The sequence below is a fragment of the Nocardioides jiangsuensis genome, from assembly GCF_019679455.1.
GTDB classification, from domain to species: Bacteria; Actinomycetota; Actinomycetes; order Propionibacteriales; family Nocardioidaceae; genus Nocardioides_C; species Nocardioides_C jiangsuensis.
Genome location: NZ_JAIEZQ010000002.1, coordinates 446,171 through 458,211, shown reverse-complemented (window position 1 = coordinate 458,211; position 12,041 = coordinate 446,171). Strand labels below are relative to the sequence as shown.

The following is a 12,041-nucleotide window of genomic DNA, read 5'->3' as shown; positions in this document are numbered from 1 at the left end:
AGGGTGGCGGGGCCGCGGACGGCCCCGCCACCTCAGATCACGAGGACGGCCAGGACTGCTCGATCTCCTGAGTGACCTCTTCGGTCGTCTTGTCGCCGGTCGTCCACTCGACCATCCCGGTCCAGAAGCTTCCGCCGCCGACCTCGGTCGGCATCAGGTCGGAGGCGTCGAACCGGAACACGTCGGCGTTGGCTGCGATCTCGCCGACCTTGCGCGTCGTCTCGTCGGGGTAGAGCGAGGTGTCGAAGGTGCTGTGCGGCGACAGCCAGCCGCCGTCCCCGGCCCACGACTTCCCGAAGTCCTCACCGCTGAGGTACTCCATCACCTTGGTGGTCTCCTCGTCGTCGGCGTTGAACGACGCGGCGAGGTCACCGCCTCCGAGCACCGGGTTCCCGTCGTACCCGCCCTCGTAGGCCGGGAAGTAGAAGACGTCGACCGACTCGTCGAGGTTCGCCTGGATGTCCTCGGGGAAGAAGCCCGTGATGAAGTTGCCCTGGCGCTGCATCATGCAGCCCGGCGGGGTCTCGAAGGCGGGGGTCCCGGCCTCCGCGAAGGGCGTGTTGATCACGGCCTCGGCGCCGCCGCGCACGTTGCCCTCCGTCTTGACGATCTCGCCGTAGGCGTCGAACGCCTCCTGCACCTTCGGGTCGTCGAAGGGGATCTCGTGGGAGACCCACTGGTCGTACACCTCGGGACCGTGCAGCCGGAGCATGTACTCCTCGATCCAGTCGGTGCCCACCCAGCCGGTGGCGGCGTCGGAGCCGTAGCCGATGCACCACGGCGCGACGCCGTCCGCCTTGATCTGGTCGCCGATCTGGATGAGCTCCTGGATCGAGGCGGGCTCGGTGGAGTAGCCACCCTCGGAGTAGGCCTTCTTGGGCACGAACACGAGGCTCTTGACCGCGACCCGCATCGGCGCGCCGTAGGTCGTGCCGTCCTCCCCCGCCCCGGCGTCGAGGAGGCCCGGGATCAGGGTCTTCTCGAGCGCTGCGGTGTCGAGGTAGTCGTCGATCGGCGCGACCTCGCCGTCCTCGCCGAGCTGCGTCAGCGTGCCCGGCTGCGGGAAGATGCCGATGTCGGGGGTGTCGCCGGCGCGGACCTTGCTGGTGATGATGGTCTGGAAGTCCTGGGTGCCGGTGTACTGGATGTCGATGCCGCTCTCGTCCTCGAAGGACTTGATCTCCTTCTCGAAGGAGTCGGCCTCGACACCGCCGAAGGCGCCGATGATCTCGACGACGCCGTCACCGTCGTCGGTGCCTCCCCCGCCGCCACCGCCGCTGCTGCCGCCGTCACCGCCGCCGGACAGGCACCCTGCCGTCAGCATGGCCACGGTCGTGCACATCACTCCGAGTGAGAGCACCCGGTTGTTCCTGCGTCTCATGTCGTCTCCTCGCTGGGCCTGACCTGCTGGCTCGGACGCGGTGTGATCTGAACCACACCGCGTCACTCGTCTTTCTACCGTGTGCCGGTAGACGTGTCCATGACCGGGTAGCCAGTCCCGGACGTTTCGACCCAGCGAGGCGACAACTGTTATTGGATCGTCACAACACCACGTGTTCGAGCATCTCCGTCACAAGGGCCGCGATCGGCGAACGCTCCGACCGGGTGAGGGTGACGTGCGCGAACAGCGGGTGCCCCTTGAGCTTCTCCACGACCGCGACGACACCGTCGTGGCGCCCCACCCGCAGGTTGTCCCGCTGCGCGACGTCGTGCGTGAGGACCACCTTGGAGTTCGCGCCGATCCGGGAGAGCACGGTGAGCAGGACGTTGCGCTCGAGGGACTGCGCCTCGTCCACGATCACGTAGGCGTCGTGCAGCGAGCGGCCGCGGATGTGCGTCAGCGGCAGCACCTCGAGCATGCCCCGGTCCATGACCTCCTCGATCACGTCGGGCGAGGTGAGCGCGCCGAGCGTGTCGAAGACCGCCTGGGCCCACGGCGACATCTTCTCGGACTCGCTGCCGGGCAGGTAGCCGAGCTCCTGGCCGCCGACGGCGTACAGCGGGCGGAAGATCACGACCTTCTTGTGCTGGCGGCGCTCCATCACCGCCTCCAGGCCCGCGCACAGCGCCATCGCCGACTTGCCGGTGCCGGCGCGGCCGCCGAGGGAGACGATGCCGACCTCGGGGTCGAGCAGCATCTCGAGGGCGATCCGCTGCTCCGCGGAGCGGCCGTGGACGCCGAACGCCTCCCGGTCGCCGCGGACCAGGTGCACCCGCTTGTCGGCCTTGACCCGGCCGAGGGCGCTCCCGCGGTCGGAGAGCAGCACCAGCCCGGTGTGGCAGGGCAGGTCACGGGCCTCCGCGAGGTCGAGCACCCCGTCGTCGTACAGCTCGTCGATCTCCGCGGCGGCGACCTCGAGCTCGGCCATCCCGGTCCAGCCGGACTCGGCGGCGAGCTCGGCGCGGTACTCCTGGGCGTCCAGGCCGACCGACGACGCCTTGATCCGCATCGGCAGGTCCTTGGAGACGAGGGTGACCGAGCGGCCCTCGTTGGCGAGGTTGCGGGCGACCGCGAGGATCCGGGAGTCGTTGTCGCCGAGCCGGAAGCCCGAGGGCAGCGACGCCGGGTCGGTGTGGTTCAGCTCCACGCGGATCGTCCCGCCGGACTCCCCCACCGGCACCGGCTCGTCGAGCCGGCCGTGCAGCACCCGCAGCTCGTCGAGCATGCGCAGCGCGGCCCGGGCGAAGTAGCCGAGCTCGGGGTGGTGTCGCTTGCCCTCCAGCTCGGTGATCACGACGACGGGCAGGACCACCTCGTGCTCGTCGAACCTCCCCAGCGCACCGGGGTCGGCGAGCAGCACGCTGGTGTCGAGGACGTAGGTGCGGATCGAGGGATCCGCCACCGCCTCGGGCGCTGCGCTGTTCCGTCGAGTGGTGCTCTTGCTTGCAGCCACGGTTCGTCCCCTCGCGGACCGACGCACGCACTCAGCGCCCCGGTCCTCAGCTGTCAGATGTGGACCGGGAGCAGGCCCGAAAGTCCGAGTGCGGACCTCCGGATGGTGCTGGGTCGTGACGACTCACGAACGGGCCTCCCGAACGGCGAGCTTCCCCACTCGCCATTGATGCGAAGGTACGACGGTCTCACCGTGTTCGGAAGCGACACGCCCGAACGCGAGGGAGGCTTTGCCAACCCGCGGACGGGCCGCTCAGACCCCGAAGCGGCGCTCCCTGGCGGCGTAGGCGCGCAGCGCGCGGAGGAAGTCGACCTTGCGGAAGTCGGGCCAGTAGGCCTCACAGAAGTAGAACTCGCTGTGCGCGCTCTGCCAGAGCAGGAAGCCGCCGAGCCGCTGCTCCCCCGACGTGCGGATCACCAGGTCCGGGTCGGGCTGCCCCTTGGTGTAGAGGTGCTCGGAGATGTGCTCCACGTCGAGGATCCCGGCGAGCTCGTCGAGCGTGGTGCCCTTGGAGGCGTGCTCCTGGAGCAGGGAGCGTACGGCGTCCGCGATCTCGCGCCGGCCGCCGTACCCGACGGCGACGTTGACGATGATCCCGTCCACGTCGCGCGTGCGGTCCGCGGCCTCCTTGAGGCGGCGGGCGGTCTCCGCGGGGAGCAGGTCGAGGGCGCCGACCGGGTTGAGCCGCCAGCGTCCCTCCGAGGCGAGGTCGTCCACCGCCTCCTCGATGATCGTGAGCAGCTCGGCCAGCTCGGCCGCGGGGCGGTTCAGGTTGTCGGTGGAGAGCAGCCACAGCGTGACCACCTCGACGCCGACCTCCTCGCACCACTCGAGCAGCGGGGAGATGTTCGCCGCGCCCGCCCGGTGCCCGTGCGCCGCGTCGGCGCCGACGGCCTTGGCCCAGCGCCGGTTCCCGTCGAGCATGACGCCGACGTGCTTGGGCAGGCGGTCCGTGGGGAGGCGACGCGCGAGCCGCGCCTCGTACGCGGGGTAGAGGATCCGGCGGAGCCCGCTCTTCCAGTCAGCCACGGCACACCACACTACCGGTGCGGGGGCCCGCTCTGTACCGATTGGATCCCGTCCGGGGGCACCGTGTCCGCCGGTATTCTGGGCCGCATGACCTCTCCCGCCCAGCAGCACCAGGACGGCGAGTCGTCGCGGCACGGCTCCGAGACCGGCGAGCACCTGCGCGCCCACGTGCGCGAGGTGCTCGAGGAGGTCAAGCCGAGGATGCGCGGCTGGCTGCACGCCGCCTCCGCACCCCTGACCCTGGCCGCCGGCGTCGTGCTGATCATCCTCTCCCCCAACGCGGCCACCCGGGTCGGCTCGTCGATCTTCGCCGCCTCGGCGCTGGTGCTGTTCACCGTCTCCGCCATCTACCACCGCGGCACCTGGTCGCCGCGCACGTGGAGGTTCCTGCGCCGCTTCGACCACGCCAACATCTTCCTGCTGATCGCGGGCAGCTACACCCCCTTCACCCTGCTGCTGCTCGAGGGTCGCGACCGCACGGTGCTGCTCACCGTCGTGTGGGTCGGCGCCGGGCTCGGCGTGCTCTTCCGGATCTTCTGGAGCGACGCTCCGCGCTGGCTCTACACGCCGATCTACATCGCGCTCGGCTGGGCGGCGGTGTTCTTCTTCGGCGACTTCGTGGAGAACGCCGAGGCCACCGTGCTCACCCTGATGGTGCTCGGCGGGCTCCTCTACACGGCCGGCGCCCTGGTCTACGGCCTCAAGCGGCCGAACCCGTCGCCGACCTGGTTCGGCTTCCACGAGGTCTTCCACACCCTCACCATCGCGGCCTTCGTCAGCCACTACGTGGGCGTCTCGATCGCGACGTACTCGGTGCGCTAGATAGCCGCGGCGCATCCTCCGCGGGGTATGGACTTCCGGCCCGGGGCGGGTTTACCTTCATAGGACAAATCCACTCGATCGAGATGGAGGTGCCCACCGATGACAAGCCCCTCACGATCGCGCCACGAGCCCGAAGGGCCGTGAGCCCACAGACCGAACACCGTTCTCGAAGGGGAAGGCCGATGGCCTTCCCCTTCGCACGTCCGGGCTAGCGCGCCAGCAGCTCCCGCAGCTCCTCCACGGTCCCCACCGGCCGGTCGCAGACCATGCCCCGGCACACGTACGCCGCCGCGTGGCCGTCCAGCAGGTCGCGGTGCTCCAGCAGCGGTACGGCGTCCGCGCCGCCGGCGCCCTCCCCGGCCGCAGAGGCCGGAGGACCGACGACGACCACCGCCCCGGGCGAGACCGCCCGCCGCGCCGCCGCCTCCAGCTCGTCCCGCAACGGGTCGTCCGCGCGGCCCACGACCGCGACCTCGAGCGGCCCCGCCAGGGCGGCCTCGGCGGCGGCCAGCGACCAGCCCGCGAACCGGGGCACCCGCTCGGCGAGGGCCCTCACGGTCCGCAGCGCCCCCTCCGCCGCCTCCCGGTGCCGGCCGGACCCGGTCAGGGCCGCGTAGCCGAGCAGGGCGTGCACCAGCGCGGACTGCCCGGACGGGCTGGCGTTGTCGCTGGGGTCCCGGGGCCGCGCCACGAGGGTCTCGGCGTCCTCCGCGGTGTCGTGGAAGCCGCCGTCCCCGGCGGGGAACCTGTCCAGCGCCGCGTCGAGCAGGACACCGGCGTGCCGGAGCCAGCGCCCGTCCCCCGTGGCCGAGACGAGGGCGAGGAACCCGTGCGCGACGCAGGCGTAGTCCTCGAGCACCCCGGCGTGACGGCCGGCCACCCCGTCGCGGGAGACCCGCCGCAACCGGCCGTCGTGCAGGTGGACGTCGAGCAGGAGCTCGGCGGTCTCCACGGCGGCGTCGACGTACCGCGGCTCGTCGAGCAGCCGACCGGCCTCGGCGAGGGAGACGACGGCCAGGCCGTTCCACGCGGCGACCACCTTGTCGTCGCGGGCCGGCCGGACCCGTCCCGCCCGTGCCTGCGCGAGGCGCGAGCGCACCGACGCCCAGCGCTCCGGGTCGTCGGGGTCCTGGCGCAGCTGGAGGGTCGACGTACCGTGCTCGAACGTGCCGCGCGGGGTGACGTCGAGCAGCGCCGCGGCCCAGGCCCCGTCGTCGGGACCGAGCACCTCCACCAGCTGGTCGGGGGTCCAGGCGTAGAACCGACCCTCGACGCCCTCGCTGTCCGCGTCGAGCGCGGAGGCGAGACCGCCCTCGGGGGTGCGCAGCTCGGCGAGCAGGAAGTCCGCGGTCTCCCGGGCGACGCGGGCGCCCAGCGGGTCGCCGCCCTGGCGCCACCAGCGCGCGTAGAGGCCGAGCAGCTGCGCGTTGTCGTACAGCATCTTCTCGAAGTGCGGCACCACCCAGTCGCGGTCCACGCTGTAGCGGGCGAAGCCGCCGCCGACCTGGTCGTACATGCCGCCGCGGGCCATCGCGTGGCAGGTGGCGTCGACCATCTCCCCGGCGAGCACGGAGCCCGTCCGGGCCTGGTGGCGCAACAGGAACTCCAGCGTCATCGAGGGCGGGAACTTGGGCGCGGCCCCGAAGCCCGCGGACCTGCGGTCGAAGTCGCCGGAGAGGGTGTCCACCGCGCCGGCCAGCACCTCCTCGCCCAGGTCGCCCTCGCCGGTCAGGCCGGCCGTCCCGGCCAGGTGTGCGCGCACGTCTGCGGCCACTGTGGACACCTCGTCGCGACGGTCCCGCCACGCGTCGGCGAGCGCCTGCAGCACCTGGGTGAAGGCAGGCTGGCCGTGTCGCGGCCGGTCGGGGAAGTAGGTGCCCGCGAAGAACGGCTCCCCGTCGGGGTTCAGCACCACGGTCATCGGCCAGCCGCCCTGGCCGGTCATCGCCGTGGTCGCCTGCATGTAGACCGCGTCGACGTCGGGCCGCTCCTCGCGGTCGACCTTGACGTTGACGAAGTGGTCGTTCATGAACGCCGCCGTGGCCGCGTCCTCGAAGGACTCGTGGGCCATCACATGACACCAGTGGCAGGCGGCGTACCCGACGCTGAGGAGCACCGGGACATCGCGCCGGCGCGCCTCCTCGAACGCGTCGGGACCCCACTCCCACCAGTGCACCGGGTTGTCCTTGTGCTGGAGCAGGTACGGCGACGTCGCGTCCGCCAGCCGGTTCACCACGAGTCTCGTCTCCCATCACAGGTCTCCGGGAAGGGGCATGCCCGAACCGGGCGCCGAGCAGGCCGTACGGCTCTCCCGGCACGACCTACTACAACACAACCCCGCAGCACCCGTGCCTGCCGTCCGCGCCACCTGCGGCCCGGTGCCGACGGGTGGCGCGACTCCCTCTCGACCTCCGCACCATCAGCCGGTTCAGCGACCCGGGACGCGCCCCCTTCAGCCGGCCTCCTGATAAGTGCGGCGGATGCTGCTGCCGAGGACGCCGACGTCCGCGCCGTACACGTGCAGCGAGATCGCCGTCGACGTACCGCAGTTGAGCACCCGGTGGACGTCGCCCGGAGGCGCGAGCGCCGAGACGGTCCCCGCCGGGCTGACACCGCTGCCGGTCTCCACGGCCCGTTGACGCCCGGGCGGGCCGGTGATCCGGTACCTGACCTCCGACTCGCAGCCCTGGTACACGCCCACCGTGCACCAGGACACGTGGTCGTGGACGGCCGTGGCCTGACCGGGCAGCCAGACCAGGGCGACCACCGAGAAGGAGCCTCCCGGCTCCACGTGGAGCAGGTGCTGCGTGTAGCCGTCGGCGCTGCCTCGCCGCTGCTCGGCTCCCAGCAGGTCGGGTACGGCGAGCACCGGCCTCAGCTCGCGACCGACCGCGTCCGCGGTCTGCTGGTCGGACAACCCTCGTCCGACGACCTCGCGAATCCGGCTGACGAGGTCCACCATCGGCGGCCGCAGTGCCGCGAGCTCCGACGCTGTCGTCCCCTCAGGTCCCTCTCGACCGGCGTCCAGCACGACCGACCCCTTCCAAAGAAACCTTAGTTTATTGATTTAGTAGTGATAATACCCATCTGCCCGCCCATGTCGAGCGGCGCGCCGCCGGACAGGCCGGACGAGACGCGTCGGCGACCCTCGCCGCGCCACCCCTTCCCCCGGTTCGGTCCGCCGGTGGCCACCGGGCGCTAGCCTCGGAGAATGGGGAGCGTGGCGGAGCCGGCGAGCGGCGCGCACAAGGAGCCGCCTCTGGACGTTGCGGTCTACGAGGCCGAGCTGTTCCGGCTGCAGGCCGAGCTGGTCAAGATGCAGGAGTGGGTCAAGGCCGAGGGCCAGCGGCTGGTCGTGGTCTTCGAGGGGCGCGACGCGGCCGGCAAGGGCGGCACGATCACCCGGATCGCCCAGTACCTGAGCCCGCGCGTCGCCCGGATCGCCGCGCTGCCTGCCCCCACGGAGCGCGAGCGCACCCAGTGGTACTTCCAGCGCTACATCGAGCACCTGCCCAGCGCCGGGGAGATCGTGCTGTTCGACCGCTCCTGGTACAACCGGGCGGGGGTCGAGAAGGTGATGGGCTTCTGCACCCTCGCGGAGTACCGCCGCTTCCTGCACCAGTGCCCGCTCTTCGAGCGGCTGCTCGTGGAGGACGGCGTCCTGCTGCGCAAGTACTGGTTCTCGGTCAGCGACCAGGAGCAGCAGCGCCGGTTCAAGGCACGGCTCAAGGACCCGATGCGGCAGTGGAAGCTCTCCGAGATCGACCTCGAGTCGATCACCCGCTGGGAGGACTACTCCCGGGCCAAGGACGAGATGATGGTGCACACCGACATCCCCGAGGCGCCCTGGTACGTGGTGGAGAGCGACTCGAAGAAGCGGGCGCGGCTGAACATGATGGCCCACCTGCTCTCCACGATCCCGTACACCGAGGTGCCCCCGCCGTCGCTGACGCTGCCGCCGCGGCCGCCGTCGACCGGCTACGTGCGCACCCCGCGCGAGCACGCGACGTACGTCCCGGACCACTGCGCGACGCTGCCGTCCGCGTAGACGACGAGAGCCCGGGCCCGCAGAGCACACCGGGGGCCCGAGCAGACGTGCTGCTCGGGCCCCCGGTTCTGCGCGAGGCCCGCCGTCGGGACGGGGACGCCTCAGTGGCAGGTGCAGCGGGCGTCCGCGGGCACGGTGGCCATGACGTCGTCGACGTGCATGCCGCAGCCGTCCCACGTGGTCTTCTTGCAGCGGGGGCAGGTCACCGGGAAGCACATGGTCGTCTCCTTTCTCGTCTCGAGGTGGTCGGTCGGGGATCAGATGAGGGCCGGCAGGCTCTGCCAGGCGGTGTAGCCCGCCACGACCAGCAGCAGGATGCTGAACGCCAGGCTCAGTGCCCGCGGCTGCACGCGGGACGCGAGCCGGGCGCCGAGGAGGCTCCCGGCGACCGCCGCGACGGTGAGCGCGCCCACCACGAGCCAGTCGACGGCGACGCCGTGCGAGATCCGCACGACGAACGCGGCGGCGCTGTTGACCGAGATCACCAGAAGGGAGGTGCCGACCGCGATGGGCATCGGAAGGCTGAGCGCCAGCACCAGCGCCGGGACGACGAGGAACCCGCCGCCGACCCCGAAGAAGCCGGTGGTCACGCCCACGACGAGCGCGGTCACCACCACCTTCAGCGCCCGCGGGCAGTTGCACGCGAAGGTCGGGCTGACCGTGATGATCGGGTCGTCGACGTGGGCCACCGGTCGGTCCGGGTCGGAGCGGCCGCGCAGCTGCTTGGCCAGCATCACGCCCGCCACCACGAGCATCAGCCCGGCGAACGCCGCCAGCAGCACGTCGGGGTCGACCGCCACGGACCAGGTGGCGCCGAGCGCGGCGCCGGCGACCCCGACCAGGCCGAAGACCAGCCCGCGGGCGACGTACACGTTCTGCTGGCGCCAGGCGGCGTACGCGCCGGTCAGCGACGAGATCCCGACGATGAGCAGGGAGCCCGTCGTCGCGGCGACCGGGGTCTGTCCCAGCAGGTAGACCAGGACCGGGACGGCGATGATCGACCCACCGCCGCCGAGCGCGCCCAGGCTGAGCCCGATGAGCACACCGGCGACGACGGCGACGAACAGCATCAGGCGACGCGCCCGGGGCGGCCACCCTTGGCCACCACCGGCAGGCCAGCGGAGGCCCAGGCGTTCATGCCTCCCTTGACGTTCGCGACGTCGCCGCGTCCGCCGGCGAGCATCGCGGCGCCGCGCGCCGAACGTGCACCCGAGCGGCAGACGAGGATGACCTCGCGGTTGCGCGGCAGGTCACCGGCGCGGGCGGACAGCTCGCCGAGCGGGATGTGCCGAGCCTTGGGCGCGTGCCCGTTCTGCCACTCGTGCGGCTCGCGTACGTCGACCAGCACGGCGCCACGCTCCATGGCTGCCTGCGCCTCGGCCGGGGTCACGTCGCGGTAGGCCTTCTTGAACAGCTTGTCGAGCAGTCCCATCAGCGCTCGCCCTTCGTCTCGTGGGTGACCAGGTGCAGCCCGGCCGACTCGGCGTTGTCGAAGGAGTCGTCGATCGCGACGAGCTCCCGTCGTGCGGCGGCCAGGAAGGAGGCGGCGACCGACGCGCGGTAGCCCCCGGCACAGTGCACCCAGACCTCGCCCTCGGGGACCTCGGCCACCCGGCGGGGCAGCTCGTGGATCGGGATGTTCACCGCGCCCTCGATCCGGGCCTCCTCGAACTCCTGCTTGCGGCGGACGTCGAGGACCACCACCGGGCGGTGGTGGCGGACCTTCGACAGCTCCGCGAACGTCGCCACCGGGAAGGTGCCCAGCGGCTCGGTGCTCCAGTCCTGCGGGGAGCCGGTCGCCGACGCCTCCGGGCGGTCGATACCGATGCGGACCAGCTCGCGCTGCGCCTCGGCGACCTGCTCCTCGGTCTCCCCGAGCAGGGTCAGCGGCGTGCCCCACTCGATGAGCCAGCCGAGATAGGTGCTGAACTGCCCGTCGATCCCGAAGTTGAGGGTGCCCGGGGCGTGGCCGGCCGCGAACGCGGTCCGGTTGCGCAGGTCCACGACCCACTCCCCGGCCTCGATCCGGCGGCGCAGCTCCCCGGCGTCGGCGCGGTGGGGCGGCGACAGGTCCGGCGCGGTCGGCCCGGCGGCGTTCGCCGGCCCCATGTGCGCGTAGTAGGCCGGGAAGGCGTCGAGCCCGGCGAGCAGCTCGCGGACGTAGTCCTCCTCGCTCTCGGTCAGGACGGGGTTGCTCTTCCGTTCCTGCCCGATCGTCGACGCGGTCGCTTCCGACTGGCTCGCGGAGCAGAAGCTGCCGAAACCGTGGGTCGGGAAGACGTCGGCCGAGTCGGGGAGCTCGTCGGCGAGGCGGTGCGCCGAGGCGTACTGCAGCCGGACGAGCTCGTCGGTGCGGTCGGGCCCGAGCAGGTCGGGACGGCCGGTGGCGCCGAACAGCAGCGACCCGCCGGTGAAGACGCCGACCGGCTCGCCGTCGTGCGCGAGCGCGTAGGACAGGTGCGTGAACGTGTGCCCGGGCGTCGCGATGGCCCGGACGACCATCCCGTCGCCGACGGACAGCTCGGCGCCGGCCCTGATCGGCGTGCGGTCGAAGGAGACGTCGTCCTCGGCGTTCACGAGGTACCGGGCCCCGGTGCGCTCGGCGAGCGCGAGCCCGCCGGTGACGTAGTCGTTGTGGATGTGGGTCTCGAAGACGTGGGTGATCCGGACGCCCGCGGACTCGGCCAGGCCGAGCACCCGGTCGATGTCACGCTGGGGGTCGACCACGAAGGCGACCTCGCCGTCGTGCACGAGGTAGCTGCGGTCGCCCAGCGTCGGGGTCTCGATCGTGAGGATCTCGAGCTCGTGGTGGGTCATGTCAGCGCTCGCCTCCCGGCTGGGTTCCCTCCACGACCGGGCGTCCGGAACGTGCCCATCCGCCCGTCCCGCCGGCGACCGACCATGCGTCGTACCCAGCCTGCACCAGCAGGCTGGTCATCGCGAGACTCCGGTTTCCGGAGGCGCAGATGACGTAGACGGGCTGGTCCTTGTCGAGCTCGCCCAGACGGCTGGGCAGCTGGCCCATCGGCACCGGGCGCGCACCGGGGACGTGTCCGGCGACGTACTCGCCGGGCTCGCGCACGTCGATGACGGCGGCACCTCCGGCGTGGGCCTCTTCGAAGCTGTCGAGCGTGACCTCGCGCATGCATCCATCCTTTCGTCAGAGATACCCCAGGGGGTATTACCCGACCTAACGCTAGCATCATCCGGAAACATTCCCGAGGCGCCGAGGGCATGCCGCCACGGCG

12 protein-coding genes are annotated in these 12,041 nt (G+C 71.7%); 2 read left to right on the top strand and 10 right to left on the bottom strand.

What is annotated here, in order from left to right; translation table 11 throughout:
- Nucleotides 1-37: 37 nt before the first annotated feature.
- The 3 genes from K1X13_RS10700 to K1X13_RS10690 form a co-directional block, all read right to left on the bottom strand.
- A complete protein-coding gene (locus tag K1X13_RS10700; protein ID WP_221025052.1) occupies nt 38-1,381 on the bottom strand; it encodes an ABC transporter substrate-binding protein in 1,344 nt (447 codons plus the stop codon).
- A gap of 160 nt (nt 1,382-1,541) precedes the next feature.
- The gene (gene phoH2, locus K1X13_RS10695; protein ID WP_372450693.1) at nt 1,542-2,894 is read right to left on the bottom strand and encodes an RNA 5'-3' helicase PhoH2; all 1,353 of its coding nucleotides are present in this window, start codon (nt 2,892-2,894) and stop codon (nt 1,542-1,544) included.
- Between the two features lie 252 nt (nt 2,895-3,146).
- Nucleotides 3,147-3,923: an isoprenyl transferase gene (locus tag K1X13_RS10690; RefSeq protein ID WP_221025051.1), complete on the bottom strand. Its 777-nt coding sequence runs from the start codon at nt 3,921-3,923 to the stop codon at nt 3,147-3,149.
- Nucleotides 3,924-4,010: 87 nt separating this feature from the next.
- Between K1X13_RS10690 and trhA the strand changes: the two genes are divergently transcribed.
- On the top strand, nt 4,011-4,745 hold the full coding sequence (gene trhA / locus K1X13_RS10685; RefSeq protein ID WP_221025050.1) for a PAQR family membrane homeostasis protein TrhA: 735 nt from the start codon (nt 4,011-4,013) through the stop codon (nt 4,743-4,745).
- A 208-nt stretch (nt 4,746-4,953) separates the two neighbouring features.
- Here trhA and K1X13_RS10680 read toward each other — a convergent pair whose 3' ends face one another.
- Complete coding sequence (locus K1X13_RS10680) at nt 4,954-6,978, bottom strand: thioredoxin domain-containing protein (RefSeq protein ID WP_308249504.1); 2,025 nt, start codon at nt 6,976-6,978, stop codon at nt 4,954-4,956.
- A 219-nt stretch (nt 6,979-7,197) separates the two neighbouring features.
- Complete coding sequence (locus tag K1X13_RS10675) at nt 7,198-7,662, bottom strand: cysteine dioxygenase family protein (protein ID WP_221025048.1); 465 nt, start codon at nt 7,660-7,662, stop codon at nt 7,198-7,200.
- 294 nt (nt 7,663-7,956) lie between these two features.
- On the opposite strand from K1X13_RS10675, the gene ppk2 reads away from it, so the two are divergent.
- A complete protein-coding gene (gene ppk2, locus K1X13_RS10670; RefSeq protein WP_221025047.1) occupies nt 7,957-8,793 on the top strand; it encodes a polyphosphate kinase 2 in 837 nt (278 codons plus the stop codon).
- A gap of 101 nt (nt 8,794-8,894) precedes the next feature.
- On the opposite strand, the gene K1X13_RS19895 is transcribed toward ppk2, so the two are convergent.
- The 5 genes from K1X13_RS19895 to K1X13_RS10650 are packed head-to-tail and all read right to left on the bottom strand — an operon-like array spanning nt 8,895 to nt 11,938.
- Nucleotides 8,895-9,011 (bottom strand): DUF8730 family Cys-rich protein, encoded by a 117-nt coding sequence (locus tag K1X13_RS19895; RefSeq protein ID WP_504739196.1) that lies wholly within the window; start codon nt 9,009-9,011, stop codon nt 8,895-8,897.
- 39 nt (nt 9,012-9,050) lie between these two features.
- A complete protein-coding gene (locus K1X13_RS10665; protein WP_225914939.1) occupies nt 9,051-9,863 on the bottom strand; it encodes a sulfite exporter TauE/SafE family protein in 813 nt (270 codons plus the stop codon).
- Entirely contained in the window at nt 9,863-10,225 is a 363-nt protein-coding gene (locus K1X13_RS10660) for a rhodanese-like domain-containing protein (RefSeq protein WP_221025046.1), read from the bottom strand. The genes K1X13_RS10665 and K1X13_RS10660 overlap by 1 nt, the downstream gene beginning before the upstream one ends.
- Nucleotides 10,225-11,610: a rhodanese-like domain-containing protein gene (locus K1X13_RS10655; RefSeq protein WP_221025045.1), complete on the bottom strand. Its 1,386-nt coding sequence runs from the start codon at nt 11,608-11,610 to the stop codon at nt 10,225-10,227. The genes K1X13_RS10660 and K1X13_RS10655 overlap by 1 nt, the downstream gene beginning before the upstream one ends.
- A gap of 1 nt (nt 11,611) precedes the next feature.
- Nucleotides 11,612-11,938, bottom strand: a complete 327-nt coding sequence (locus K1X13_RS10650; RefSeq protein ID WP_221025044.1) for a rhodanese-like domain-containing protein — start codon at nt 11,936-11,938, stop codon at nt 11,612-11,614.
- Nucleotides 11,939-12,041 lie beyond the last annotated feature (103 nt).